Source organism: Pseudomonas sp. BNK-30, assembly GCF_047456185.1.
Taxonomy (GTDB): Bacteria; Pseudomonadota; Gammaproteobacteria; order Pseudomonadales; family Pseudomonadaceae; genus Aquipseudomonas; species Aquipseudomonas putida_E.
Genome location: NZ_CP179904.1, coordinates 3,391,462 through 3,417,772, shown reverse-complemented (window position 1 = coordinate 3,417,772; position 26,311 = coordinate 3,391,462). Strand labels below are relative to the sequence as shown.

26 protein-coding genes are annotated in these 26,311 nt (G+C 63.9%); 15 read left to right on the top strand and 11 right to left on the bottom strand.

Annotation, left to right across the window (positions count from 1 at the left end; all coding sequences use genetic code 11):
* The first annotated feature begins 154 nt into the window (after window positions 1–154).
* Together ACMGGN_RS15915 and ACMGGN_RS15910 are read left to right on the top strand one after the other, a co-directional pair.
* Window positions 155–853, top strand: a complete 699-nt coding sequence (locus tag ACMGGN_RS15915; protein WP_039604244.1) for a response regulator transcription factor — start codon at window positions 155–157, stop codon at window positions 851–853.
* The gene (locus tag ACMGGN_RS15910; RefSeq protein WP_046787471.1) at window positions 850–2,457 is read left to right on the top strand and encodes an ATP-binding protein; all 1,608 of its coding nucleotides are present in this window, start codon (window positions 850–852) and stop codon (window positions 2,455–2,457) included. Before ACMGGN_RS15915 ends, ACMGGN_RS15910 begins: the two co-directional genes overlap by 4 nt.
* Window positions 2,458–2,460: 3 nt before the next feature.
* On the opposite strand, the gene ACMGGN_RS15905 is transcribed toward ACMGGN_RS15910, so the two are convergent.
* The gene (locus tag ACMGGN_RS15905) at window positions 2,461–3,162 is read right to left on the bottom strand and encodes a 4'-phosphopantetheinyl transferase family protein (RefSeq protein WP_119688394.1); all 702 of its coding nucleotides are present in this window, start codon (window positions 3,160–3,162) and stop codon (window positions 2,461–2,463) included.
* A gap of 64 nt (window positions 3,163–3,226) precedes the next feature.
* Window positions 3,227–4,018 (bottom strand): dienelactone hydrolase family protein, encoded by a 792-nt coding sequence (locus ACMGGN_RS15900; RefSeq protein ID WP_346640972.1) that lies wholly within the window; start codon window positions 4,016–4,018, stop codon window positions 3,227–3,229.
* 129 nt (window positions 4,019–4,147) lie between these two features.
* On the opposite strand from ACMGGN_RS15900, the gene ACMGGN_RS15895 reads away from it, so the two are divergent.
* The 4 genes from ACMGGN_RS15895 (at window position 4,148) to ACMGGN_RS15880 (ending at window position 8,569) form a co-directional block, all read left to right on the top strand.
* On the top strand, window positions 4,148–4,753 hold the full coding sequence (locus ACMGGN_RS15895; RefSeq protein ID WP_012313112.1) for an outer membrane beta-barrel protein: 606 nt from the start codon (window positions 4,148–4,150) through the stop codon (window positions 4,751–4,753).
* A gap of 149 nt (window positions 4,754–4,902) precedes the next feature.
* Window positions 4,903–5,580 (top strand): response regulator, encoded by a 678-nt coding sequence (locus tag ACMGGN_RS15890; protein WP_046787467.1) that lies wholly within the window; start codon window positions 4,903–4,905, stop codon window positions 5,578–5,580.
* Window positions 5,577–6,923 (top strand): ATP-binding protein, encoded by a 1,347-nt coding sequence (locus tag ACMGGN_RS15885; protein WP_115272989.1) that lies wholly within the window; start codon window positions 5,577–5,579, stop codon window positions 6,921–6,923. The genes ACMGGN_RS15890 and ACMGGN_RS15885 overlap by 4 nt, the downstream gene beginning before the upstream one ends.
* A 323-nt stretch (window positions 6,924–7,246) precedes the next feature.
* Window positions 7,247–8,569 (top strand): dicarboxylate/amino acid:cation symporter, encoded by a 1,323-nt coding sequence (locus ACMGGN_RS15880; protein WP_046787465.1) that lies wholly within the window; start codon window positions 7,247–7,249, stop codon window positions 8,567–8,569.
* Between the two features lie 72 nt (window positions 8,570–8,641).
* Here the strand turns inward: ACMGGN_RS15880 and ACMGGN_RS15875 are convergent, their stop codons facing one another.
* Both ACMGGN_RS15875 and ACMGGN_RS15870 read right to left on the bottom strand, forming a co-directional pair.
* A complete protein-coding gene (locus ACMGGN_RS15875; protein WP_012313116.1) occupies window positions 8,642–9,136 on the bottom strand; it encodes a SprT family zinc-dependent metalloprotease in 495 nt (164 codons plus the stop codon).
* A gap of 140 nt (window positions 9,137–9,276) precedes the next feature.
* Entirely contained in the window at window positions 9,277–9,876 is a 600-nt protein-coding gene (locus ACMGGN_RS15870; protein WP_012313117.1) for a Yip1 family protein, read from the bottom strand.
* A 262-nt stretch (window positions 9,877–10,138) separates the two neighbouring features.
* On the opposite strand from ACMGGN_RS15870, the gene ttcA reads away from it, so the two are divergent.
* Both ttcA and ACMGGN_RS15860 read left to right on the top strand, forming a co-directional pair.
* Window positions 10,139–10,963, top strand: coding sequence for a tRNA 2-thiocytidine(32) synthetase TtcA (gene ttcA / locus ACMGGN_RS15865; RefSeq protein WP_119688396.1), 825 nt, complete (start codon window positions 10,139–10,141; stop codon window positions 10,961–10,963).
* A gap of 4 nt (window positions 10,964–10,967) precedes the next feature.
* A complete protein-coding gene (locus ACMGGN_RS15860; RefSeq protein ID WP_125924970.1) occupies window positions 10,968–11,639 on the top strand; it encodes a DNA-3-methyladenine glycosylase I in 672 nt (223 codons plus the stop codon).
* A 32-nt stretch (window positions 11,640–11,671) separates the two neighbouring features.
* Here ACMGGN_RS15860 and ACMGGN_RS15855 read toward each other — a convergent pair whose 3' ends face one another.
* The 3 genes from ACMGGN_RS15855 to arsC are packed head-to-tail and all read right to left on the bottom strand — an operon-like array spanning window position 11,672 to window position 13,033.
* The gene (locus tag ACMGGN_RS15855) at window positions 11,672–12,085 is read right to left on the bottom strand and encodes a DUF2069 domain-containing protein (RefSeq protein WP_046787461.1); all 414 of its coding nucleotides are present in this window, start codon (window positions 12,083–12,085) and stop codon (window positions 11,672–11,674) included.
* On the bottom strand, window positions 12,078–12,683 hold the full coding sequence (wrbA, locus tag ACMGGN_RS15850; protein WP_115272987.1) for an NAD(P)H:quinone oxidoreductase: 606 nt from the start codon (window positions 12,681–12,683) through the stop codon (window positions 12,078–12,080). The genes ACMGGN_RS15855 and wrbA overlap by 8 nt, the downstream gene beginning before the upstream one ends.
* Entirely contained in the window at window positions 12,680–13,033 is a 354-nt protein-coding gene (gene arsC / locus ACMGGN_RS15845) for an arsenate reductase (glutaredoxin) (protein ID WP_115272986.1), read from the bottom strand. The genes wrbA and arsC overlap by 4 nt, the downstream gene beginning before the upstream one ends.
* Before the next feature lie 85 nt (window positions 13,034–13,118).
* Here arsC and ACMGGN_RS15840 point away from each other — a divergent pair, with 85 nt between their 5' ends.
* A complete protein-coding gene (locus ACMGGN_RS15840; RefSeq protein WP_046787458.1) occupies window positions 13,119–13,583 on the top strand; it encodes a TlpA disulfide reductase family protein in 465 nt (154 codons plus the stop codon).
* 76 nt (window positions 13,584–13,659) lie between these two features.
* Here the strand turns inward: ACMGGN_RS15840 and ACMGGN_RS15835 are convergent, their stop codons facing one another.
* The 4 genes from ACMGGN_RS15835 to ACMGGN_RS15820 form a co-directional block, all read right to left on the bottom strand.
* Window positions 13,660–14,064, bottom strand: a complete 405-nt coding sequence (locus ACMGGN_RS15835; RefSeq protein ID WP_046787457.1) for an META domain-containing protein — start codon at window positions 14,062–14,064, stop codon at window positions 13,660–13,662.
* Complete coding sequence (locus ACMGGN_RS15830) at window positions 14,061–14,498, bottom strand: hypothetical protein (RefSeq protein WP_039602107.1); 438 nt, start codon at window positions 14,496–14,498, stop codon at window positions 14,061–14,063. The genes ACMGGN_RS15835 and ACMGGN_RS15830 overlap by 4 nt, the downstream gene beginning before the upstream one ends.
* Window positions 14,499–14,529: 31 nt before the next feature.
* Window positions 14,530–15,519 carry a 2-hydroxyacid dehydrogenase gene (locus tag ACMGGN_RS15825; protein WP_204919968.1) on the bottom strand — a complete coding sequence of 330 codons (990 nt, stop codon included), beginning with the start codon at window positions 15,517–15,519 and terminating at the stop codon, window positions 14,530–14,532.
* 108 nt (window positions 15,520–15,627) lie between these two features.
* On the bottom strand, window positions 15,628–18,387 hold the full coding sequence (locus ACMGGN_RS15820) for a response regulator (protein WP_115272983.1): 2,760 nt from the start codon (window positions 18,385–18,387) through the stop codon (window positions 15,628–15,630).
* Window positions 18,388–18,581: 194 nt separating this feature from the next.
* Between ACMGGN_RS15820 and ACMGGN_RS15815 the strand changes: the two genes are divergently transcribed.
* The 6 genes from ACMGGN_RS15815 to mazG all read left to right on the top strand — a co-directional run bounded on the left by ACMGGN_RS15815 (window position 18,582) and on the right by mazG (window position 26,300).
* Window positions 18,582–19,298, top strand: coding sequence for a response regulator transcription factor (locus ACMGGN_RS15815; RefSeq protein ID WP_115275445.1), 717 nt, complete (start codon window positions 18,582–18,584; stop codon window positions 19,296–19,298).
* Between the two features lie 3 nt (window positions 19,299–19,301).
* Window positions 19,302–20,693 (top strand): sensor histidine kinase, encoded by a 1,392-nt coding sequence (locus ACMGGN_RS15810; protein WP_414156094.1) that lies wholly within the window; start codon window positions 19,302–19,304, stop codon window positions 20,691–20,693.
* Between the two features lie 117 nt (window positions 20,694–20,810).
* Window positions 20,811–21,710 carry a cysteine synthase CysM gene (gene cysM / locus ACMGGN_RS15805; protein ID WP_039602020.1) on the top strand — a complete coding sequence of 300 codons (900 nt, stop codon included), beginning with the start codon at window positions 20,811–20,813 and terminating at the stop codon, window positions 21,708–21,710.
* Window positions 21,711–23,069, top strand: coding sequence for a 23S rRNA (uracil(1939)-C(5))-methyltransferase RlmD (gene rlmD / locus ACMGGN_RS15800; RefSeq protein ID WP_414156093.1), 1,359 nt, complete (start codon window positions 21,711–21,713; stop codon window positions 23,067–23,069).
* Between the two features lie 95 nt (window positions 23,070–23,164).
* Window positions 23,165–25,405, top strand: coding sequence for a GTP diphosphokinase (gene relA, locus ACMGGN_RS15795; RefSeq protein ID WP_046787452.1), 2,241 nt, complete (start codon window positions 23,165–23,167; stop codon window positions 25,403–25,405).
* A 61-nt stretch (window positions 25,406–25,466) separates the two neighbouring features.
* On the top strand, window positions 25,467–26,300 hold the full coding sequence (gene mazG, locus ACMGGN_RS15790; RefSeq protein WP_012313133.1) for a nucleoside triphosphate pyrophosphohydrolase: 834 nt from the start codon (window positions 25,467–25,469) through the stop codon (window positions 26,298–26,300).
* Window positions 26,301–26,311 lie beyond the last annotated feature (11 nt).

The following is a 26,311-nucleotide window of genomic DNA, read 5'->3' as shown; positions in this document are numbered from 1 at the left end:
AAAAACGGTTCAGTCCAGGGGTGTTTCCGCTGAGGTTGGCAGTGCCGGGTGCGGGACGTAGTATCGGCAGGGGATGTTGCCTTTTGGTTAAGGTGGCAATGCCGGCGATGGGGCCGGAACAGGCAACGCAAAAACAACAATCAAGGCAAACGCCATGGACCAACCCGTACCCCGCATCCTGATCGTCGAAGACGACCAGCGCCTCGCCGAGCTCACGGCTGAATACCTGCAGGCCAACGGTTTCGAGGTGGCAGTGGAGGGCGATGGTGCGCGCGCCGCCCGGCGTATCGTCGACAGCCAGCCAGACATGGTCATCCTCGACCTGATGCTGCCCGGTGAAGACGGCCTGAGCATCTGCCGCCGCGTACGTGGCCAGTACGCAGGCCCCATCCTCATGCTCACCGCCCGCAGCGACGAGCTCGACCAGGTCCAGGGCCTGGACCTTGGTGCTGACGATTACGTGTGCAAGCCGGTGCGCCCACGCCTGCTGTTGGCACGCATCCAGGCCCTGCTGCGGCGCAGCGAGCCGGCACAAGGCAAAACCCAGGAGCTGGCCTTTGGTGACCTGCGCATCGACAACCGCCTGCGCGAAGCCCGGCTCGGCGAACAGCTGATCGAACTTACCGGTGCCGAGTTCGACCTGCTCTGGCTGCTGGCCAGCAATGCCGGGCGGGTACTGTCGCGTGAGCAGATCTTCACCGCCTTGCGCGGTGTCGGTTACGACGGCCAGGACCGCTCCATCGACGTGCGCATTTCCAAGATCCGCCCCAAGATCGGCGACGACCCGATCCACCCCCGTCTTATCAAGACCCTGCGCAGCAAGGGCTACCTGTTCGTCGGCGATGCACCATGAACAACTCGATCTTCCTGCGTATTTATGGCGGCATGCTCGCGGTGCTGGTGCTGGTGGCCCTGCTTGGTGTGCTCAGCCTGCACCTGGTCAACGAGGTGCGCGCCGCCCAGCACCGCGAGCGCCTGGCCCAGGGCACGTTCAGCCTGATGGCTGACAACCTGGCCCAGCAGAATGAAACCGAACGCAAACGCTCGTTGTTGATGTGGGAGCGCTTGCTGGGCGTGCCGCTGGACTTGCAACCCCTGTCGGCGCGCACCCTTGATGGCGGCCAGCGCGCGCGGCTCAATCGCGCCCTGGTGGTGGTGCAGAAAACCGGCCCACACGCCGCCCAGGTGCTGCGCAAGGTGGGCCAGGAAGACCTGCTGCTGGTGGCCGAGGTCAAGCAGGTCAGCGAGCAGCTGGCGCGGGCCACGCTCTATCTGCTCGCCGATGAACTGGTGCGCTTCCCGGTCACCGAACAGCAACAGCGCCTGGCGCAGATCAGGCAGAGCAAGGGGTTCGGTTTTGGTATCGCCCTGCAGCGCCTGGAGCGGGTCGGCCTGGACGATGACCAGCGGCGCCGGGTAGAGGAGGGCGACACGGTCATGGCGCTGGGCAAGGATGGCGATTCGATCCGCGTGTTCGCAGGCTTGCCGGGTTCGCCCTGGGTGCTGGAGATTGGCCCGCTGTATCAGCTCAACCCCTATCCGCCGCAATTGCTGGTGTTGATCGCATTCCTCGGCCTGTGCCTGATTGGCCTGGTGGTCTATCTGCTGGTGCGCCAGCTGGAACGGCGGGTGTCGGGCCTGGAAATGGCCGCCACGCGCATAGCCCAGGGCAGCCTGGAAACCCGTGTGCCCGCCGGCGATGCCGATTCGGTGGGGCGCCTGGCGGCGGCGTTCAACGGCATGGCCGAACACCTGCAGCGTTCGTTGAACATGCAGCGCGAGCTAGTGCGGGCGGTGTCCCATGAGTTGCGCACGCCGGTGGCGCGTTTGCGCTTTGGCCTGGAAATGATTGAAAGCGCACCGACCGAACAGGCCCGGGCCAAGCACCTGGCGGGCATGGACGGCGATATCCAGGACCTGGACAGGCTGGTCGACGAGATGCTGACCTACGCCCGCCTGGAGCAGGGCGCGCCGGCCCTGAAGTTCCAGCGCGTCGACCTGGATGCCTTGCTCGACCGGGTGATCGACGAGCTGGCCCCGCTCAATGCCGGCGTCAGGCTGGTGCGTGGTGCCTGTCAGCTTCAGGATGGCGAAGACGCCTGGGTCGAGGCCGAGCCGCGCTATCTGCATCGGGCGCTGCAGAACCTGGTCAGCAATGCCCTGCGCCATGCCCGGGCTGAAGTACGGTTGAGCTATCAGTTGGGCCAGCAGCGCTGCCGCATCGAAGTGGAAGATGACGGGCCGGGCATCCCCGAAGGTTACTGGGACCGTATCTTCACGCCTTTCACCCGGCTCGACGACAGCCGTACCCGGGCTTCGGGAGGGCATGGCCTGGGCCTGTCGATCGTGCGGCGGATCATCTACTGGCACGCCGGCCGGGCCACGGTAGGGCGCAGTGAAGCGCTGGGCGGTGCCTGCTTCAGCCTCAACTGGCCACGCGAGCAGGCGCCGCTGTAAGGCTTAGACGCTGACCAGGCTGAGCAGATGGCCGTCCTGCAGGCAGAACTGGCCTTCCAGCTCGACGCCATGGCGCCATTCTGGCGACAGGTCGATGAGCAGGCGCAGGCGTGCCAGGCCTTCAGGTGACCACTGCAGCACCTCGGCGTGCTCGAAGTAGAAGCGCTGGCGGGTCAGTGGGTAGAGGGTCTTGAACAGGCTTTCCTTGAGCGAAAAAGTCAGGGTAACCGCCAGCCCCAGCTGGCTGCGGTCCAGGCGCTCGAGCTCTGCCTGGGTGAGGATTTCGCCCATCAGCCGTTCGGCACGCTCGTCGTCCAGCAATGCTTCCTGGTCCAGCCCCAGGCCGCGGCAGCTGTCTTGCGCGGCAACCACGGCCGCAGCCCAGCCTTTGCCGTGGGTGATCGAACCGTGAATGCCAGCGGGCCAGATCGGTGAGCGGTCCTCATGGGTGCCGGGCACATGGTCGCGGCCATCCAGGCGTTGCAGCGCGGCGCGCGCGCACACCCGGCCGGCCAGATACTCGGCCTGGCGCTTGGCCACCGAGCGTTGCAGGCTGGGGCTGGGTTCGATACCGGCACGCTGGAAGTCATCGGCGGCCAGGCGGCCGGGGTCGAAGGCGCAACTGACCAGCACCGCGCCAGGCAACGGGCGGGGCAGGGGCCAGTGGTGCTGGAGCGGGGCGCAGCAGGAAGGCAATCTGTTCATGGCGGTATTGTGCCAGCCGATGTGGCTGTGTGGGAGATGGGCCGCGAAGCGGCCCCGGCAATCTTCATTCGAACGCTTTCTTGAAGAACGCCTGCATGTCCGCCCACGAACGCTCGTCCGCGGCCTTGTTGTAGCCAATATCCGGCCCGCCATGGGCGCCGTGGCTCAAACGGTCGGCATCCGGGTTGGTGAAGCCATGCTTGGCGCCGGCAATGCTGACGAACTGATAATTGACCTTGGCCGCATCCATTTCGGCCTTGAACGCGGCGACCTGCTCATCAGTGACCATGCTGTCCGCCGCACCGTGCTCCACCAGGATATCGGCCCTTACCACACCAGGCTTGGCCGGCGTCTGGGTGGCCAGCGCGCCATGGAAGCTCACCACACCGTCCAGCTTCTCGCCGCGCCGTGCCGCGTCCAGTACCACCTTGCCGCCGAAGCAGTAACCTACGGCGCCCAGTTTGTGCTTGTTGACGTTCGGCTGCTTTTTCAGCAGTTCAAGGCCCGCGTCGAAGCGCGCGGCCGCCGCTGCCGGGTCCTTCAGCGCTTGGGCCATGAATGCCTGGGCATCCTGGGGGTGCTCGGTGTGCTTGCCGTCGCCGTACATGTCGATGGCCAGCGTTTTGTAGCCCAGTGCCGCCAGGTCACGGGCACGGCGCTTGGCGTAGTCGTTCAGCCCCCACCATTCATGCACCACGACGATGCCCGGGCGTTTGCCCTCCAGCGCATCGTCATAGGCGTAGTAGCCGACCAGGCGGTTGCCATCGTCGTCCTGGTAGGGGATCTCGCGGGTCACTACTGCCGCCTGGGCAAGAGCGGCGCTGCACATCAGGGTCAAAGCCAGCAGGGCACGCATGTTCACTACTCCTTGTTTTGCAAACGTATCGTTCAGCCCAGGTTCAGCCAGGGTTCAGCCGCGGTTCAGGGCGTTCTGCTTACTCTAGCTTCCAGACCGAAACAGCGCATTCAACTGGAGTACAACGCCATGAAAACCTTCAATACCCTGCTGGCCGCCATGGCCGTCTGTGCCGCCGGCATCACCACCGCCCAGGCCGCCGACGACAACTTCGCCAGCCTCACCTATGGCCAGACCAGCGACAAGGTCCGCAAGTCCGGGCTGCTGCAACGCAACACCGACCACCTGAACGCCGACGGCATCATCGGCAAGGATGACACCTGGGGCGTGCGCCTGGGCAAGATCAACGACCAAGGTCGCTACTACATGACCTACGACAATGTCTCGGGCGACCACAGCGGCCTGAAGCTGCGCCAGGAGAACCTGCTGGGCAGCTACGACCTGTTCCTGCCGGTAGGCGATACCACCAAACTGTTCGGTGGTGGCAGCCTGGGCATGACCAAGCTGACCCAGGACTCGCCAGGGGCCAGCCGTGATACCGACTATGGCTACGCGGTCGGCCTGCAGGCCGGCGTCATCCAGGAGATCACCGACCGGGCTTCGGTTGAGCTGGGTTACCGTTATCTGCGCACCAACGCAGCGACCGAGGTGGGAGCGAGCGGCGGGCCGAAAGAGGGTACCCTGCGCCTGACCAGCAGTGCTCAGACTTACCTGTCGGCGAACTACAAGTTCTGATCCGCGAGTCGAGTTATCCTTTACTGGCCTCGTCGCCGGCAAGCCGGCTCCCCCGGGTTCTCCACTGCTTTCAGGCGTGTGGAGCTTCCTGTAGGAGCCGGCTTGCCGGCGATGAGGCCGGCCCAGGCAATAATTGAAAGGAGCGTGACATGAAACTGCTGGTGGTAGAGGACGAAGCCCTGTTAAGGCACCACCTCTATACACGCCTGGGCGAAAGCGGCCATGTGGTCCAGGCTGTGGCTGACGCCGAAGAAGCGTTGTACCAGGCCGAACAATTCCACTTCGACCTGGCCGTGATCGACCTCGGCCTGCCCGGCATGAGCGGCCTGGAGCTGATCGGCCGCCTGCGTACCCAGGCCAAGACCTTTCCCATCCTGATTCTCACCGCCCGCGGCAACTGGCAGGACAAGGTCGAAGGCCTGGCCGCCGGTGCCGACGATTACCTGGTCAAGCCCTTCCAGTTCGAAGAGCTTGAGGCACGCCTCAATGCCCTGCTGCGCCGCTCCAGCGGCTTCACCCAGTCGACCATCGCCGCAGGCCCTTTGGTGCTGGACCTCAACCGCAAGCAGGCGACCCTCGATGAGCAGCCGCTGGCGCTGACCGCCTACGAGTACCGCATCCTTGAGTATCTGATGCGTCATCACCAGCAGGTGGTGGCCAAGGAGCGCCTGATGGAACAGTTGTATCCGGGCGATGAGGAGCGTGACCCCAACGTCATCGAGGTGCTGGTCGGCCGTCTGCGTCGCAAGCTCGAAGGTGAGCGCGGGTTCAAGCCGATCGACACTGTGCGTGGGCTCGGCTACCTGTTCACCGAGCGCTGCCGATGATTCGTTCGCTGCGGGTGCGCTTGATGCTCGCGGCAGCGGTGCTGGCAGTGCTGTTCATGCTGGCGCTGCTGCCCGCCCTGCAGAAGGCCTTCAGCCTGGCCTTGCAGGAATCGATCGAACAGCGCCTGGCTTCGGACGTGACCTCGCTGATTTCTTCGGCGCGCATCGAGCATGGCCAGTTGCAGATGCCCGCACTGCTGCCGGACGAGCGTTACAACCTGCCTTATACCGGTTTGCTCGGTTACATCTTCGACCGCGAAGGTAAGCTGGTCTGGCGCTCCCGCGCCACCGCCGACCAGCACATCAACTACCAGCCGCGCTACGATGGGCGCGGCAATGAATTCGCCCGCATGCACCAGGATGACGGCGAGGAATTCTTCGTCTATGACGTCGAAATCAAGCTGTTGGGTGGCCAGAGCGCCGCCTACAGCATCGTTGCCCTGCAGCCGGTGCGCGAGTACCAGCAAACCCTCGATGGCCTGCGTGAAAAGCTCTACTTAGGTTTTGGTGCGGCCCTGCTGGCGTTGCTGGCATTGCTCTGGGCCGGCCTGACCTGGGGCCTGCGTTCGTTGCGCCGGCTGAGCCGCGAGCTGGACGAGGTGGAGGCCGGTGCGCGCGATGGGCTAAGTGCCGAGCACCCGCGTGAGCTGTTACGCCTGACCGGCTCGCTCAACCGCCTGCTGCGCAGCGAGCGGGAACAGCGCCAGCGTTACCGTGACTCGCTGGGTGACCTGGCACACAGCCTCAAGACGCCGTTGGCGGTGCTGCAAGGCGTGGGGGAGAGCATGCAGCAGCGCGTCACCGAGCGCGAGCAGGCGCGGGTACTGCAGAGCCAGATCGAGCGCATGAGCCAGCAGATCGACTACCAGTTGCAGCGCGCCAGCCTGCGCAAGAGCGGCCTGGTGCGCCACAGCGTACAGTTGCTTGCGGTGCTGGACAGCCTGTGCAGCACCCTGGCCAAGGTGTACCGCGACAAGCGCGTCGAAGTGCTGCTTGAGGTGCCGGCGCAGGCACAAGTGCCGATGGAGCAGAGCGCGCTGCTCGAGTTGCTGGGCAACCTCCTGGAAAACGCCTTCCGGCTTAGCCTGGGGCTGGTGCGGGTGAGCTTGCAGGAAGCGCCCGGGCGGCAGACGTTGTGCATCGAAGATGACGGGCCGGGTGTGCCGGCGGATCAGCGTGAGCGGATTCTCGAACGGGGCGAGCGCCTGGACCGCCAGCATCCGGGGCAGGGGATTGGCCTTGCGGTGGTCAAAGATATCGTCGACAGCTATGACGCTGAACTGAGCCTGGGTGATTCGCCGCTGGGCGGGGCGGCATTCCGGATCACCTTTTATCTTGATTGATGTTCAGGCAGCCCCTGCCTCATCGCTCGCAACAAGCAGGGCGGATTCCCGCCAAGGTGCCTGTACAAATCCCGCCATCGGGCGGAAATCCGCCATCCTTTCTCAGGCAATTCGCCCTGTCGTTGGGCATTTTCCTCCAGCAAATACGGCCTTTGCACCCTTCATGGGCGTTTTGGCATCGCCCTTGCTATCTGACTTGGCAGAGGCCTGCCCAGGCAGCTCGAACACAACGACAAATCCCTCCGGGTGCAGGAGGGTTAGCGATTCAGGTGCCCCGACATCCTGGGAAGGGTGAAGCCGGCACACTTGAGGAAAAATTAGCCATGACGACACGTCAGCCGCTGTACAAGTCCCTGTATGTCCAGGTGATCGTTGCCATCACCATCGGCATCCTGCTCGGCCACTTCTATCCAGAAACCGGCGTCGCCCTCAAACCCTTGGGTGATGGTTTCGTCAAACTGATCAAGATGGTCATCGCGCCCATCATCTTCTGTACCGTGGTCAGCGGCATTGCCGGCATGCAGAGCATGAAGTCGGTCGGCAAGACCGGCGGCTACGCGCTTCTGTACTTCGAAATCGTTTCCACCATCGCCCTGATCATCGGCCTTGTCGTCGTCAACGTGGTCAAGCCGGGCGCTGGCATGCACATCGACGTCAGCACCCTGAACGCCAGCAGCGTGGCCGCTTACGCCGCCGCAGGTGCGCAGCAGACCACCATCGGCTTCCTGCTCAACATCATCCCCAATACCGTGGTAGGTGCCTTCGCTAATGGCGACATCCTGCAGGTACTGATGTTCTCGGTGGTCTTCGGCTTCGCCCTGCATCGCCTGGGCAGCTACGGCAAGCCATTGCTGGACCTGATCGATCGCTTTGCCCATGTCATGTTCAACATCATCAACATGATCATGAAGCTGGCCCCCGTCGGTGCCTTCGGTGCCATGGCCTTCACCATCGGCCAGTACGGCGTTGGCTCGCTGGTACAGCTGGGCTACCTGATGGCCTGCTTCTATATCACCTGCCTGCTGTTCGTGCTGGTGGTGCTGGGCGGTATCTGCCGCGCCCACGGCTTCAGCGTGCTCAAGCTGATCCGCTACATCCGTGAAGAGCTGCTGATCGTACTGGGTACCTCGTCCTCGGAATCTGCGCTGCCACGCATGCTGGCCAAGATGGAGCGCCTGGGTGCCAAGAAGTCGGTGGTTGGCCTGGTGATCCCGACCGGTTACTCGTTCAACCTGGACGGTACCTCGATCTACCTGACCATGGCCGCGGTGTTCATCGCCCAGGCCACCGACACCACCATGGACATCACCCACCAGATCACCCTGCTGCTGGTGCTGCTGGTGGCTTCCAAAGGTGCTGCCGGCGTTACCGGTTCGGGCTTCATCGTCCTCGCCGCCACCCTGTCGGCTGTCGGCCACCTGCCGGTTGCCGGCCTGGCGCTGATCCTGGGTATCGACCGCTTCATGTCCGAAGCCCGCGCCCTGACCAACCTGGTGGGCAACGCCGTTGCTACCGTGGTGGTGGCCAAGTGGGTCAAGGAGATGGACAACGACAAGCTGGCGTCGGAGCTGGCCTCCGGTGGTGCGCCGCTGGCTGACACCCGCCCGACCGACGACCTGGGCGTGGCTGAAGGCGTGGCTCGTTGAGCCTGCTGCAGTAAAGCAAAAGGCGACCTTCGGGTCGCCTTTTTTGTGCCTGGTCTATCAGTGCGCTGGCTGTCATTCGACCCGAGTCTCACCGCTGTACACCAGCGTCTCCCTGCACCGCTTGCACAGATACCGCCGCCCCTGCCTCACCAGCTTGTGCCGCTGCGCGGTAAACGCAAACTCACCCTGTGGGCATGGGCAGCGATAGATGTACCGCGTCGCGACCCGCCGCTGCACTTCATAGTTGTGGCAGCGATTGGGCGGCAGTTCATACACCCCGCGCATGATCAACTGCCACTCTTCGCCATGGGCCTGGATGCGGTCCCCGAACAGTTGGTGAGCCACCAGGTGCGCCACTTCATGGGCCACGGTCTGGCGCAGGAAGTCTTCCTGGTTTTCGCGGTACAGCTGCAGGTTGAAGCGCAGCAGGTTCTCGTGCAGGTGGGCGACGCCCGCCTTCTGCCCGCGCAGCTTGAAGCTGACTTCCGGGCGCGGGAAGGGGCGCTTGAAAAAGGTTTCGGCTTGCTGGTAACAGGTTTCGACGCGTTGTTTGAGCAGCTCGGGCATGGCGGGGTAATTCTCCTGACCGGGCATTATGCCGCAAGCACCGGCAGGCTGCCGAGCCCACCGGTCAGCACACAGCCAAAAGCCGCCTTGCGGCGGCCTCCGGTTTGATGCCCCAGTGTTGGATCTAGGTGTTTTCCAAGCTAGTTGGTATAGACGGGCCCCACGCCCAGTCCCCAGATGATCACGGTCGCAGCCATGATCGCTACCAGTACCACCAGGCCCACTGCCAGCACCGAGCTGGAGAACAGGAAGCCTTCATCGGTCGGTATGTTCATGAATGTCGGCAAACCGACGTACAGCAGGTAAACGGTGTAGCAAATGGCCGCAGTCCCCACCAGCATGCCCAGCCACAGGTGCGGGTAAAGCGCTGCCAGGCCGCCGAGGAACAGCGGGGTGGCGGTGTAGGTGGCAAAGGCGATGCATTGCGCCATGGACGGGTTGGCGTCGTAGGTACGTGCCATCCAGTGAATGAAAGCGCCCATTACCGCGACCCCGGCGAGCATCGCCAGGTAGGACATGATGCTCATCCATAGTGCGCTTTCCATCGTCAACATTACCGCTGGCCGGTCGCCGATCACCCAGCCGACCTGGGTAGTGCCAATGAACGCCGAAACGGCGGGTATCGCCGCCAGGATCAGCGTGTGCGTCAGGTACATGTGGCTGATGCTTTCGTCTTCCCCGCGTATCTCCCGCCATTCCTGGTCAGGGTGGGTAAACAGCCCCACAACGTGATGAATCATGCCGGTCACTCCTCTCGTTGTTGCCAATCGCCCCCCAGATGGAGCGCAAGCGGCCCGAGGCCAGGGCACCGATGCAAGCGGTAATGTGGCCTTATGTCGCAGTATAGGAAGCCGTTACCTGCACAAACTGTGCTTTTTAGAGCAAATTGCGCTGTAAGGCGGGCTGCTGATTCCCTTGAAGTCTTTATCGGAATCCCTACAGGTGCGCGTGGTTTGTGCGTAAAATAGCCGGCTTTTGTCACACCTCGCGGATCCAAGCGCTATGGGCACCCTCTCGGTCAACCAGAACAAACTGCAAAAACGCCTGCGTCGTCTCGCCGGCGAAGCCATCACCGACTACAACATGATCGAGGATGGCGACAAGGTCATGGTCTGCCTGTCCGGCGGCAAGGACAGCTACACCATGCTCGACGTTCTGTTGCACCTGCAGAAGGTGGCACCGATCAAGTTCCAGATCGTCGCGGTGAACATGGACCAGAAGCAGCCGGGCTTCCCCGAGCATGTGCTGCCGGCCTACCTGAAAGAGCTGGGCGTCGAGTACCACATCGTCGAGAAGGACACCTACTCGGTGGTCAAGGAGCTGGTGCCCGAGGGCAAGACCACCTGTTCGCTGTGCTCGCGCCTGCGCCGTGGCACCCTGTACACCTTCGCTGACGAAATCGGCGCGACCAAGATGGCCCTTGGGCACCATCGCGACGATATCGTCGAGACCTTCTTCCTCAACATGTTCTTCAACGGCTCGCTCAAGGGCATGCCGCCCAAGCTGCGCGCCGACGACGGCCGTAACGTGGTGATCCGCCCGCTGGCGTACTGCAACGAGAAGGACATCCAGGCCTACTCGGACATGAAGGAATTCCCGATCATCCCGTGCAACCTGTGCGGTTCGCAGGAGAACCTGCAGCGCCAGGTGGTCAAGGACATGCTGGTGGAGTGGGAGCGCAAGCACCCAGGCCGTACCGAGAGCATCTTCCGCGCCCTGCAGAACGTTGCCCCGTCGCAGCTGGCCGACCGCAACCTGTTCGACTTCACCAGCCTCAAGATCGACGAAAGCGCCACCCCGCGTTTTCTCGATGTACTGAACATCTGAGCCCATGCGCGATTACCAGTGGTTGCATGAGTACTGCCTGAACCGCTTCGGCTCGGCCCAGGCCCTGGAGGCCTTCCTGCCGCAGCCGCGCACGCCGGCGCAGCTGCGCGACATCCGCAACGACCGCTACCTGTCGACCCTGGCCTTGCGCGTGTTCCGCGCCGGGCTCAAGCACAGCCTGGTAGATGCCAAATGGCCGGCGTTCGAGCAGGTGTTCTTCGGCTTCGACCCGGAGAAGGTCGTACTGATGGGCGCAGAGCACCTGGAGCGGTTGATGCAGGACGAGCGCATCATCCGCCACCTGGGCAAGCTCAAGAGCGTGCCGCGCAATGCGCAGATGATCCTGGATGTGGCGAAGGAGAAGGGCAGCTTTGGTGCGTTCATCGCCGATTGGCCGGTGACCGATATCGTCGGGTTGTGGAAATACCTGGCCAAGCATGGCAACCAGCTGGGCGGGCTGTCAGCGCCGCGCTTTTTGCGCATGGTTGGCAAGGACACGTTCATCCCCACCGATGACATGGCCGCTGCGCTGATTGCCCAGAAGGTGATCGACAAGCAGCCGACCAGCCAGCGCGACCTGGCGCTGGTACAGCAGGCGTTCAACCAGTGGCATGCCGAAAGCGGGCGGCCGCTGTGCCAGTTGTCGGTGATGCTGGCGCATACCGTCAACCATTGAAAAGCCCGGGGCTGCGATAGCAGCCCCCGGAATCAAAGCCCTTCGCCCGCCATGCGCCGTTCATGCTGGAATTTCCAGCGCACGAACAGCAGCCCGCTGACGAACAGCCCAAGGCTCAGCAGCACCTCAACCCAGCCGAACACTGCCCGCGCCGGGTCGAACGCTGCCAGCACCCCTTTGATGAAATAGATATTCACCACAAAGCAGGTCCAGGCATGCGCCCGGGCGCTGCCCAGCAACATGCCTGGCAGCAGCAACAGCAGTGGCACAAGCTCGATCGCCAGGATCACTTCGACCCGCGCCCCGTGCAGGTTGGCGAACCACAGGTTGTTCACCACCAGCAATGCGATCAGGCCAAAAAAGAACGCCAGGCTCAGGGCGCGTGTGAGGCGCAGGCGCGGTGCCAGCCACTCCAGTTGTGGCAACACCTTCGGCTTCTTAGCCACGCGAGGCCTCCAGGGCCTTGGCCGTGGTTGCCAGGCGTTGGCCCAGGGCGCGGCACAGGGTGATCTCGTGTTGATCCAGCTCGCGCTTGCCGTCTGCGCCGGCATGGTGGCTGGCGCCGTAAGGCGTGCCGCCGCCGCAGGTTTCGAGCAGCGCCGATTCGCTGTAGGGCAGGCCCATCACCAGCATGCCGTGGTGCATCAGTGGCAGCATCATCGACAGCAGGGTGGTTTCCTGGCCGCCATGCAGGCTGGCGGTGGAGGTGAAAACGCCAGCCGGCTTGCCGACCAGTTCACCACCCAGCCACAAACTGCTGGTGCCATCGAGGAAGTACTTGAGCGGTGCGGCCATGTTGCCGAAGCGGGTCGGGCTGCCCAGCACCAGGCCTGCGCAGTGGCGCAAGTCGTCCAGGGTGGCGTACAGCGCGCCGCTGGCCGGAATGTCCGGCGCCACGGCTTCGCACTCGGTGGAAATCGCCGGCACCGTGCGCAGGCGCGCTTCCATGCCGGCCAGCTCGATGCCGCGGGCGATATGCCGGGCCATTTCGCTGGTCGAGCCATGGCGGCTGTAATACAGCACCAGGATATAGGGCGCGCTCACGGCAGGATCTCCAGCACTTTCTCAGGTGGCCGGCCAATCACCGCCTTGTCACCGGCAACCAGGATCGGGCGCTCGATGAGCTTAGGGTGCTGCGCCATGGCGTCGATCAGTTGCGCATCGCTCAAGGCCGGGTTGGCCAGCTCGAGTGCCTTGTACTCGTCTTCACCGGTGCGCAGCAGTTGGCGCGGGCCGATGCCCAGCTTGCCGAGCAGAGCCTTGAGGGTGGCAGCGTCGGGCGGGGTTTCGAGGTAGCGCACGATGGTCGGTGCCAGGCCGCGCTGTTCGAGCAGTTCCAGTGCGCCGCGGGATTTCGAGCAGCGCGGGTTATGATAGAGCGTCAAGTCAGTCATGTCGGGTCGCATCCAGCTGGGTGTGGCGGCTATTCTAACCGCAGGAACTGACCCATTCGCTTGAAACTTCGAGAAGGATTGACCCATGGCAAGGCGTTTGGCAGCAGCATTGGCCATTACTGCAGGCCTTTTGCTAGGTGGCTGCGGTGCCGACTACGGCGTGGACCAGCACGGCAACACGGTGAAGGCCGAGCAGATCGACGGGCACTGGCTGGTGCTCAACTATTGGGCTGAATGGTGCGGCCCGTGCCGTACCGAGGTGCCTGAACTGAACACTGCGGCCAAGCAGTGGGCGGCCGATGGCATCAAGGTGGTGGGGGTGAACTTCGATGGCCTGCAGGGGCAGGAGCTGAAGCAGGCGGCCGATACCTTGGGCATCGGCTTTACCGTGCTGGCGCAAGATCCGGCCGAGCGCTATGACCTGCCACGCAGCGAAGCGTTGCCGGTGACCTACATCATCGATGACAAGGGCAAGGTGCGCGAGCAGCTGCTGGGTGAGCAGACCCTGGAAGGGCTGCAAGCCAAGATCAAGGCGCTCAAGGGGGCTTGAAAGCTGCAAGCTGCAAGCTACAAGAAAAAGCTGGCCGTGCACCGATCCGCCTTTTCTTGCAGCTTGCGGCTTGAAGCTAGCCCTCCTCAGGCCAGAACCGCAGCGGCTTGCCCTCGGCCGGCCAGAAGCGCATCTGCTCGATGGGCGATACATCCCAGCGCTGCACCGTCTCCAGCGCCTGCAGGAAGCGCTTTTCCTGCTCCATCAACGCCGGCGCGCACAGCTTGCGGGTTTTGCCGACCTTGCCGAAGCTCAGGTGCTCACCGTCCAGCGTGTACGGTGCAAACCAATGGTTGCAGCCCGCATTGCCATAGGCCCGGCCATCGCTGGCCAGCGTCAGTGTCAGGTGGCTGTAGTCGATCAGCGGCCGCTCGCCGATCCACTCCAGCACATAGCTGCGTTCCAGTTGCAGCTTCGAGGGTTCGGCGGCGCAGCCGAGCAGGCCGGTGGCAATCAGGGCGCCGGTCAGCAGATTCTTCACTCGGCGCTCTCCTGGCAACGCGGGCACACGTGCTTGTCGCCACGGCTGGCCCAGCCCAGCTCGGCGATGCGCGCAGTAGCAGCCGGCTGGCGGGCTTTCTTGCCAAGCTTTGCGTCCACGGCGAACTCGAAGTCCAGCACGGCATCGCAGCTGTCGCATTCAGCCTGCCAGTTAAGGATTTCCAGCTCGTTGAACAGCGGGCCGCTGGCCACGGCCACCCACTGGCCACGCGGGTTGATCAGGTGGCGCACGCTCTCGACGGTCAGGCGCATGGACAAGTCCTTGCTGCCCTTGAGGGTGACCAGCAGGGTGTCGCCCTTGTGCATCGAGCCACCGTTGCCGGTCACCTGGTAGCGGCCCGGTACCAGGGCGCGGCACTCGATCAAGGTGTGTTGCGGGTTGAAAAGGGTGTAGCGGAAATCGTGCTCGACCATGGGTCCTCCAGAAATGCCGCGTATCCTAGCATCAACCTGTGACCAGATTCTGCGCATTACCCGCCGCCCAGCGGTTGATGTTGTCCAGCGTGGTCGCGGCAATGGCGTCCAGCGCTTCGCGGGTCAGGAACGCCTGGTGCGCAGTGACGATCACGTTGGGAAACGTCAGCAGCCGCGCCAGCACATCATCCTGCAACGGCAGGTCGGAACGGTCCTCGAAGAACAGCTGGGCTTCTTCTTCATACACATCCAGCCCCAGGTACCCGAGCTGGCCGCTTTTCAAGGCGTCGATCAGTGCCGGAGTGTCGACCAGCGCACCACGACCGGTGTTGATCAGCATGGCGCCGGGCTGCAACTGGGCCAGGCTTTGCGGGTTGACCAAGTGCCGGGTGTGCTCGGTGAGCGGGCAATGCAGGCTGATGATCCGCGCCTCGCGCAGCAGTTCTGGCAACTCGACGTAGCGTGCCCCCAGCGCCAGCAGCTCAGGGTTGGGGTAGGGGTCGTAAGCCAGCAACTGGCAACCGAAGCCAGCCATGATCCGGGCGAAGGCGGCGCCGATCTGGCCGGTACCGACCACGCCGACGGTCTTGCCGTGCAGGTCGAAGCCGGTCAGGCCATGCAGGGTGAAGTCACCTTCGCGGGTACGGTTGTAGGCCCGGTGCAGGCGCCGGTTGAGCGCCAGGATCAGCGCCACGGCATGTTCGGCCACGGCATGCGGTGAATACGCGGGCACGCGCACCACTGCCAGGCCCAGGGCTTGGGCGGCGGCCAGGTCCACATGGTTGTAGCCGGCCGAACGCAGGGCGATCAGGCGCGTCCCGCCAGCGGCCAGGCGTTGCAGTACCTGCGCGTCGAGCTCATCGTTGATGAACGCGCAGACCACCTCGAAACCCTGAGCCAGGGCTGCGGTGTCGAGGGTCAGGCGGGCGGGCTGGAAGTGCAGCTCCAGGGCGCTATCGCAAGTGGCCCGCGTGAAGCTTTCCTGGTCATAGTGCTGGCTGCTGAACAACAGGGCGCGCATGGTCGGGCTTCCTTTATCGTGGTTGGGGGATTGTAGCCACCCGGGCGTGCAGGGAAGTTGATCTGCACCGGCCTCATCGAGGGCTTGCCGGCGATGAGGCCCTGAAGGTCAGGCGTTCTGGCGTGCCTGCTCCGCCAGCCGGACAATTGCGCCATCCAGCTCGTCGAGCGCCTGCTGGGCTTGCGGATGCTCCTGTTTAAGCAAGGTCTCGCTGCGCTGGCAGGCTGCACGCAACTGCGGCACGCCGCAATAGCGCGAGGCACCGTTGAGCCGATGCACCTGCTCGATCAGTGCGCCGTGATCGTCGCCCTCCCGTGCAGCACGAATGGCTTCACGGTCCGATGCCAGCGATGCCAGCAGCATGGTCAGCATGTCTGCCGCCAGATCCGGCTTGCCTGCCGCCAGGCGCAAGCCTTCCTCAGGGTCGAGCACCGGTAGATCCTGGCCCTCGGCCTGCTGTTCGTCCAGGCGCTCCAGTGGCCCGACACCCAGGCTCAGGCCGGTCCATTTCATCACCACCTGGGCCAGCTGGCGCTCGCTGATCGGTTTGGTCAGGTAGTCGTCCATGCCGCTGTGCAGCAGTGCACGTTTCTCGTTGGCCATGGCGTGAGCGGTAAGGGCGACGATCGGCAGCGGGCTGCCGCTCTGGGTGTTTTCCCACAAGCGGATCTGCTCGGTGCAGGCACGGCCATCCATGCCTGGCATCTGCACGTCCATCAGCACCAGGTCGAAGTGTTCGCTCTGCACCGCCTGCACCGCAGCATGGCCGTTGTCGAGCGCCAGCACATCGGCGCCGAGATCTTCCAGCAGGGTCTGTACCAGCAGCAGGTTGGCCGCATTGTCGTCGACGCAGAGGATTTTCGGCTGGCGCTGGCCGCGCGTTGGCGGGGCCGGTTCGCCCCGCGTGCGGCGCGGTTGCAGCAGCTCCAGCAGCAGGCGGCGCAGCTTGCGCGTGCAGGTCGGTTTGGACAGCAGTTGGCCGTGGCCGTTAGGCAGGTGAGGGTGGTACAGCGCTTGCTCGGTAGTCGGGCAAAGTACCACGCAATGGCAGTGGTAGCGCTCCAGTTGCTGGTGGTACTGGCCCAGCTGTTCGGGCGTGAGATTGCCCAGGTTGGCACCCAGCACCGCGAAATCGAAGGGCATCCCAGCCTGCAAGCCAGCCTGTACACCCTGCAGCAATTGCTCATAGGACGCGAACAGGCTGACGCTCAGGCCGCAATCCTGCAACTGGTGCTCCAGGGCCTGGCGTGCCAGGTCATGCCCGTCGACGATCGCCGCGCGCCGCCCCAGCAGCGGCTGCGACGACTGCGCCTCGCTGTCGTCGTGGGCCTTGGGCAGGCTCAGGCTGATCCAGAACTGCGAACCCTCGCCCGGTGTGCTGTCGACCCCGATCTCGCCGCCCATCTGCTCGATCAGGCGCTTGGAGATCACCAGCCCCAGGCCGGTGCCGCCCGGCTGGCGGGCCAGCGAATTGTCGGCCTGGCTGAACGCCTGGAACAACGTGCGCACATCCTGAGGCGACAGGCCAATACCGGTGTCCTGCACGCTGATGCGCAGCTGCGCGCTGTCTTGCTGCTCGTCCTCGAGCATCGCCCGCACGACGATGGTGCCCTCGCGGGTGAACTTGATGGCATTGCTCACCAGGTTGGTGAGGATCTGCTTGAGCCGCAGCGGGTCGCCTACCAGCGATGACGGGGTGTCGCGGTAGATCAGGCTGAGCAGTTCCAGCTGCTTGGCGTGGGCGGCGGGCGCCAGGATGGTGAGGGTGTCCTGGACCAGGTCGCGCAGGTTGAACGGAATGCTGTCGAGCACCAGCTTGCCGGCCTCGATCTTGGAAAAGTCGAGGATCTCGTTGATGATCCCCAACAGGTTGTCGGCCGATTTTTCGATGGTGCCCAGGTAGTCCAGCTGGCGCGGGGTCAGCTCGCTTTTCTGCAGCAGGTGGGTGAAGCCGAGGATACCGTTGAGCGGGGTGCGGATCTCGTGGCTCATGTTGGCCAGGAATTCAGACTTGATGCGGCTCGCCTCCAGGGCCTCCTTGCGCGCCATGTCCAGCTCGATGTTCTGGATCTCGATGGTTTCCAGGTTCTGGCGGACATCCTCGGTGGCCTGATCGATACTGTGCTGCAGCTCTTCATGGGCACTGTGCAGGGTTTCTGCCATGCGGTTGATGCCCCGGGCCAGTTCGTCCAGCTCGTGGCTGCCCATGGCCGGCAGACGTTCTTCGAGGTGGCCGTCCTTGAGCTGGTTGACTGCATGCTTGATGCGCGCGATCGGGTCATTGATGGTGCGGCTCATGCGCATCGCCAACAGGCCGCTGAGCACCAGGCAAGCGAGTATCAGCAGCATGCTGGTGAACAGGTTGCGGTAGCCGCGCAGCAACATGCCGTCGTGCGACAGCTCGATCTCGACCCAACCCAGCAGGCGCTCGGCTTCGGCCGGGACGGCCTCGGTGGCCAGGTCGCGGTGGTGGCCGAACACCGGCATCAGGTAGCGTGTGGCATCGTTGCCGCTGCGCTCCAACAGTTGAGTGCCCGTGCCGCCGCTGGGTGGCCGGTTGATCATGGTGGGGCCGGCGTGGGCCAGGCGGGAGCGGTCCGGGGCGAGGAAGGCCACTGCACGGACGTCGGCTTGCTCAAGGGTTTGCGCGGCAATCCGCTCCAGCTGCGCAGGCGTCTGCCGGGCCATGGCGGGCGCGGCCAGGGGGGCCAGTTGTTCGGCAATCATCTTGCCGCGTTGCAGCAGTTGAGTGCGCAACTGGTCTTGCTGCAGCCACGTGAAATAGCTGCCCAGCACCAGAGCCATCAAGCTGGCAGGCAGCACGGCCAGCAGCAGTACCCGGCTTCTGATTCCCAAACGATCGAGCACACTCGCCTCCTGTGATGTGCCTGGACGCCGTTACCGGGGTAACGGACCAAAGCGGAAAGTTACTCCGCCTGCCTGCCTAATGCACCCTTTATATGGCTGTTTTCACCCAGCCGGCGGGCGTTGATCGCAGGACGGTTGCCTATGGCGTACGCATGCTCAATAATCGCGCAATTGAGAATATGTGGCAGTTGCCAATGAATCCCGTAACTATTAATGCTTCCAGCATCCTCGCCATCGAGGATGATCCGGTGTTGGGTGCCTATCTGCACGAAGAACTGCAGCGAGGCGGCTTTGAGGTGACCTGGTGCCGCAACGGCCTGGAAGGTTTGGAAACCGCTGGTCGCCAAGCCTTCGACGTGGTCCTGATGGATATCCTGCTGCCTGGGCTCAACGGCCTGGATGCCCTGGCCCAGTTGCGTCGACGCAGCGCCACGCCGGTTATCCTGATGTCGGCGTTGGGTGCTGAGGCCGACCGTATCAATGGCTTCCAGCGCGGTGCCGACGACTACCTGCCCAAGCCTTTCAGCATGGTCGAGCTGCAGGTGCGCATCGAGGCCATCCTGCGCCGCGTTGCCCTCGAGCGTCGTCACCAGCCGCCATCGGGTGTTGCCTGTGGCGAGCTGTGGTTCGACGAGACCCTTTGCGATGTCAGCTTCGGCGGCCGCCAGGCAGGCCTTACCCCTAGCGAGTATCGCCTGTTCGAAATCCTCAACCGCAACGTCGACGAGGTGCTGAGCAAGCCTTTTCTCTACCAGCAGGTGCTGCAACGGGGTTATTCGCGGCATGACCGCAGCCTGGACATGCATGTCAGCCAGATCCGCCGCAAGCTCAAGGGCATCGGCTACCAGGACCGGCAGATCCGCACCGTGTGGGGCAAGGGCTACGTGCTCAGTGCCGGCGAAGCGGAGTAGGCCATGCTGGACCGCCACTCGCTGTTCTGGAAGCTGGCCATCCTGCTGGTGGGCTTCTGCCTGCTGATGATCGGCCTGAGTTACACCTGGGGCCGCCATATGGAAACCCAGAATGCCTTTCTCGATGAGCCTGCCCGGCAAGTGCTGCGCAGCTATGCCGGCGAGGCCGAGCAGGCGTGGCGCAGCGGTGGCCGCAGCGGGCTGGACCAATGGGTTGCGGCCATGCACCAGCGTGAACGTGGCTGGATAGGCGTGCTCGACATCAATCTGCAACCGCTCGCCAGCGCCACGCTCGGCCCCGATGTCATGCACCGGCTCACGCGCCTGCGCGGTGTCGACTGGCCCATGAGCCGGCGCAGTACCGACCAGCCCTGGCTGCGCATACCGTTCCCGGGGGCGCCGGAGCATGGCATGCTGGTGATGGAGCTGCCCGAGCGTTTCAACCCTGGCCAGTACCGGGTGCTGTGGCGGGTGTTGACCAACGGTGTCATTCCAGGGTTGTTCACCTTGCTGCTGTGCGTCGGCCTGTACCGCATGCTGATCGTGCCGCTCAACCAGTTGCGCGAGCAGGCCAATGCCTGGCGTGCCGACCAGCTCTCGGCACGGCTGGATTCGCGCACCATCGCCCGGCATGACGAACTGGGCGAGCTTGCCCGCGCCTTTGACCAGATGGCCGAACGGCTGCAGGGCACGGTGGCGATGCAACAGCAGTTGCTGCGTGATCTGTCCCATGAAATGCGCACACCGTTGAGCCGGTTGCGCGTGGCCTGCGACGGTGAAACCGACCTGCAGCGCCTGCGCGAGCGGCTGGGGCGCGAGGTGGATTGCATGCAGCAGTTGGTCGAGGACACCTTGCAGCTTGCCTGGCAGGATGCCGAGCGTGCGCCGATGAACCTTGAGCCGATCCAGGTGCAGGCCCTGTGGGACCTGCTGGCAGAGGATGCCAGTTACGAAAGCGGCTGGTCGCCCGAGCGTTTGCGCTGCGAGCTGCCAGTCGACTGCTGGGTGCAGGGCAATCTGAATTATCTGGCCCAGGCCCTGGAAAACATGCTGCGCAACGCCATCCGCCACTCCCCGGAAAACGGCCTGGTGTACTTGGCCGGGCAGCGTGAAGGTGGCTATTGGCACCTGTGGCTGGAAGATCAAGGCGGTGGAGTGGCTAACGAGGATCTGGAGCGAATCTTTGCCCCCTTCACCCGGCTCGATGGCTCGCGCCCTGGTGACGGCGGTTTCGGCCTGGGCCTGAGCATCGCCCGCAGTGCGATTCAGCGCCAGGGCGGAACCCTGTGGGCAGAAAACGGCAAACGCGGCTTGAAGCTCTGCATGCGCTTGCCGCTACACCTGCCCGCCCCCTCGCGGGAACCCCCGCAGCCACAGGCGCTAGCTACAGCTTGAAGCTTGAAGTTTGCCGCTTATAGCTTGTAGCTATACCCACCACAGATTGCGTGATATGGCCGCGAACGGTTTGCCGGTATGATAGGCGCCCCTGCCGTCCGGATTGTGAAATACACCATGACCTTGCAGTACCCAACCATCGCCGATTGCGTCGGCAATACGCCCCTGGTTCGCCTGCAGCGCATCGCTGGAGAAACCAGCAATACCCTCCTGCTCAAGCTCGAAGGTAACAATCCGGCAGGCTCCGTGAAGGACCGCCCGGCCCTGTCGATGATCGCCCGCGCCGAACTGCGCGGTCAGATCAAGCCCGGCGACACCCTGATCGAAGCCACCTCCGGCAATACCGGTATTGCCCTGGCCATGGCGGCAGCGATCAAGGGCTACAAGATGATCCTGATCATGCCCGACAACTCCACCGCAGAGCGCAAGGCAGCGATGACCGCCTACGGTGCCGAGTTGATCCTTGTGACCAAGGAAGAGGGGATGGAAGGCGCTCGCGACCTGGCCGAGAAGCTGCAGGCCGAAGGTCGCGGCCTGGTTCTGGACCAGTTCGCCAACGGCGACAACCCGATTGCCCACTACAACAGCACCGGCCCGGAAATCTGGCAGCAGACCCAGGGCACCATCACCCATTTCGTCAGTTCCATGGGCACCACCGGCACCATCATGGGCTGCTCGCAGTACCTCAAGGAGCAGAACCCGGCGGTGCAGATCGTTGGCCTGCAACCGATGGAAGGCTCGGCCATTCCGGGCATCCGCCGCTGGCCCGAGCAGTACCTGCCGAAAATCTTCGATGCCACCCGCGTTGACCGCGTCATGGACATGTCCCAGCACGAAGCTGAGGACACCATGCGCCGCCTTGCCCGTGAAGAGGGCATTTTCTGCGGCGTGTCTTCCGGTGGTGCAGTGGCAGCCATGCTGCGCCTGTCCCGTGAAGTGGAAAACGCGGTAATGGTCGCGATCATTTGCGACCGTGGCGACCGTTACCTGTCCACCGGCCTGTTCGACCCGAGCTAAATGTCCAGAAAGAAAACCAACAGCGGCCTGCGCTTTCAGCCGGCCGGCGGTAACCGCACGCCCCAGGTCCCTGTGGGCAAAAAGCAGCGCCTGGAGATCGAGCGCCTGGCCGGTGACGGCCGCGGCATCGCTTTTTGCGACGGGCGCACCTGGTTCGTCAGCGGCGCCCTGGCCGGTGAAGCGGTCGAGGCACGCGTGCTCAATGCCCGTGGCAAGGTAGTCGAGGCGCGCCTGGAGCGTGTGCTGCAGGCCAGCCCCGAGCGCCGCCAGGCGCCGTGCCGCCATTACGAGCGGTGTGGCGGCTGCAACTTGCAGCACCTGCCGCATGAGGCGCAGCTGGCGCTCAAGCAGCGTACCTTGGCCGAACAGCTGCAACGGGTTGCCGGTGTGCAACCGCAAGAATGGGCGGCGCCATTGAGCGGGCCGGAATTCGGCTATCGGCGGCGGGCGCGTGTGGCGGTGCGCTGGGATGTCAAAGCGCGTCAGCTGGAGGTAGGGTTCCGTGCCGAGGCCAGCCAGGACATCGTCGCCATCGACGACTGCGCCGTGCTGGTACAGCCTTTGCAGTCGATTCTGCGGCATCTGCCGACCGTGCTGCGTTCGTTGGGCAAGCCCCAGGCCATCGGCCACGTCGAGCTGTTCAGCGGCACGGCCGAAGCGCTGCTGGTACGCCACGTGGCGCCGCTGCCGGCCGATGACCTGGCGCGTCTGCAGGCATTCTGCAGCGAGGCCAAGGCGCAGCTGTGGCTGCAGGGTGAAGGTGAACCGGTGCCGGTGGATGCTGGCGCGAAGCTGGGCTTCACCTTGCAGCCTTGGCAGTTGGAGCTGGCCTGGCGCCCGGGTGATTTCGTTCAGGTCAACGCCCAGGTCAATACCGCAATGATCGAGCAGGCTCTGGCCTGGCTCGCTCCGCAGGCCGACGAGCGAGTGCTCGACCTGTTCTGTGGCCTGGGCAATTTCGCCCTGCCGCTGGCCCGCCAGGCGCGGGAAGTGGTGGCGGTCGAGGGTGTGCAGGCCATGGTCGATCGGGCTGCGGCCAATGCCCGAGACAACAATGTGCATAACGCACGGTTTTTTCAGGCCGATTTATCCCAGCCTTTGGCAGGCGCCGGATGGGCCGCCGAGGGCTTTTCTGCGGTACTCTTGGATCCACCGCGCGACGGTGCTTTCGAGGTGGTGCAAGGCATCGCACGCCTCAGGGCCAAGCGACTGGTTTATGTATCATGCAACCCGGCCACGCTGGCGCGAGACGCCCAGGTGCTGGTCGGCCAAGGGTACCGGTTAAAAAGGGCCGGGATTCTCGACATGTTTCCTCAGACGGCGCATGTCGAGGCCATGGCGTTATTCGAAGCGGGCTAGCAGGCTGGCCCCTTGGTGCGGTTCCCATGGACTGGGAGCCGTACGGTGATAGCCAGCGCTCCGAGTGGTGCGCTGTATGGAAAGGTAAAACAAAGATGGTACAGGTGAGAGTGCACCAGCCGGTCAATACGGACGGCAGTATCAATCTCGAAGCATGGCTGGATCATGTGGTGAGCGTCGATTCGGCACTGGATCGCGCGGCACTCGAAGAGGCCTGCGAGTTCACCCAGGAAATCGAGAAAAAGGGCAACCCGGCCAAGCATTCCTGGGCCGATGGTACCTCCAGTTTCCAGGCCGGCCTGGAAATTGCCGAAATCCTCGCCGACCTCAAGCTCGACCAGGATTCGCTGGTGGCGGCGGTGATCTACCGCTCCGTGCGCGAGGGCAAGGTGACCCTGGCCGAGGTCGGGCAGCGTTTTGGCCCGGTAGTGTCCAAGCTGATCGACGGCGTGCTGCGCATGGCTGCCATCAGTGCCAGCCTCAGCCCGCGCCAGTCACTGGTGCTGGGCTCGCAGGCGCAGGTCGAGAACCTGCGCAAGATGCTGGTGGCGATGGTCGACGATGTGCGCGTGGCGCTGATCAAGCTCGCCGAGCGTACCTGCGCGATCCGTGCGGTGAAGTCCGCCGATGACGAGAAGCGTCTGCGTGTGGCGCGTGAGGTGTTCGACATCTATGCGCCGCTGGCCCATCGTCTGGGCATCGGCCACATCAAGTGGGAGCTGGAAGACCTGTCCTTCCGCTACCTGGAACCCGATCAGTACAAGCAGATCGCCAAGCTTTTGCACGAGCGCCGGCTGGACCGTGAGCGCTTCATCAGTGATGTGATGAACCAGTTGCAAAACGAACTGCTGGCCACCGGGGTCAACGCCGACATCAGTGGGCGGGCGAAACACATCTATTCGATCTGGCGCAAGATGCAGCGCAAAGGCCTGGAGTTCAGCCAGATCTACGACGTACGTGCGGTGCGCGTACTGGTACCGGAAGTGCGCGACTGCTATACCGCGCTGGGTATCGTCCACACCTTGTGGCGGCACATTCCCAAAGAGTTCGACGACTACATCGCCAACCCCAAGGAGAACGGCTACCGCTCGCTTCACACCGCCGTGATCGGCCCCGAGGGCAAGGTACTGGAAGTGCAGATCCGTACCCACGGCATGCACGAAGAGGCCGAACTTGGCGTCTGCGCCCACTGGCGCTACAAGGGCACCGACGTCAAGCCCAGCTCCAACCACTACGAAGAAAAGATCTCCTGGCTGCGTCAGGTGCTCGAATGGCATGAGGAACTGGGCGACATCGGTGGCCTGGCCGAGCAGTTGCGGGTCGATATCGAGCCGGACCGGGTCTATGTATTCACCCCCGACGGCCATGCCATCGACCTGCCCAAGGGCGCCACGCCGCTGGACTTCGCCTACCGCGTGCACACCGAGATCGGCCACAACTGCCGTGGCGCCAAGATCAACGGGCGCATCGTGCCGCTCAACTACAGCCTGCAGACCGGCGAGCAGGTGGAGATCATCACCAGCAAGCACGGCAACCCGAGCCGTGACTGGCTGAACTCCAACCTGGGGTACGTCACCACTTCGCGGGCCCGGGCCAAGATCGTCCACTGGTTCAAGCTGCAGGCCCGCGATCAGAACGTCGCCGCCGGCAAGACGTTGCTCGAGCGCGAGCTCAGCCGCCTGGGCCTGCCGCAGGTAGACTTCGAACGCCTGGCCGAGAAGACCAACGTCAAGACCGCCGAGGACATGTTCGCCTCGCTCGGTGCCGGTGACCTGCGCCTGGCGCATTTGGTCAACGCTGCCCAGCAGTTGCTCGAACCCGAGCGTATCGAGCAGATCGAGCTGGTACCGCGCAAGCCTACCGGCCCGCGCACTGGCAAGCGTGGCGACATTCAGATCCAAGGCGTCGGCAACCTGCTCACGCAGATGGCCGGCTGCTGCCAGCCGCTGCCGGGCGATGCCATCGTCGGCTACATCACCCAGGGCCGCGGCGTGAGCATTCACCGCCAGGACTGTGCCTCGGTGCTGCAGTTGGCAGGGCGTGAGCCGGAGCGCATGATCCAGGTCAGTTGGGGGCCGATACCGGTGCAGACCTACCCGGTCGATATCGTTATCCGTGCCTACGACCGCCCAGGTTTGCTGCGTGACGTGTCGCAGGTGCTGCTCAACGAGAAGATCAACGTGCTGGCGGTCAACACCCGCTCGAACAAGGAAGACAACACCGCGCTGATGTCGCTGACCATCGAGATCCCGGGCCTGGATGCGCTGGGGCGTCTGCTGGGCAGGATTTCGCAGTTGCCGAACATCATCGAGACGCGGCGTAATCGTACCCCTTGAAACTGCGGTGGCTTCTCGTGGGCTTGCCCGCGACGAAGTCACCGCCGAAGGACCTGCTTACATGACCTATTCCCTCGAAGACCTGCTGCACCTCATGGCCCGGCTGCGCGACCCGCAGTACGGTTGCCCGTGGGACCTCAAGCAGAACTACGCCAGCATCGTGGCGCACACCATCGAAGAGGCCTATGAGGTTGCCGACACCATCGAGCGCGGGGATTTCGAGCACCTGCAGGGCGAACTCGGTGATCTGCTGTTCCAGGTGGTCTACTACAGCCAGCTGGCCCGGGAGGAGGGGCGTTTCGAGTTCGACGGTGTGGTCGATGCCATTACCCGCAAGCTGATCCGCCGTCACCCCCATGTATTTCCCACCGGTGAGTTGTACGCACCGCTGGACACGCCTAGCCTGAGCGAGGCCCAGGTCAAGTCACGCTGGGAAGAAATCAAGGCCCAGGAGCGCGCCGAGAAAAGCGAGCCCGAACAGCTGTCGCTGCTCGATGATGTGCCAGCTGCACTGCCTGCCCTGTCGCGGGCGGCCAAACTGCAAAAGCGTGCCGCCACCGTCGGTTTCGACTGGCCAGACGCCTTGCCGGTGCTGGACAAGGTCCGCGAGGAGCTCGACGAAGTGCTGCAGGCCATGGCCGACGGTGATGCCGAGGCCCTCGAGGATGAAGTCGGCGACCTGCTGTTCGCCGCCGTCAACCTGGCCCGCCATCTCAAGCAAGACCCGGAAAACGCACTGCGTCGCGCCAACCGCAAGTTCGAACGGCGTTTTCGCTTTATCGAACAGGCATTGCGCGACAGCGGTCGCCCCATCGAATCGTGTAACCTTGACGAACTGGACGCCCTTTGGGGGGAAGCCAAACGTCAGGAAAAGAACCTGCCCAGCTGCGGCTGAGTGGCTGAATA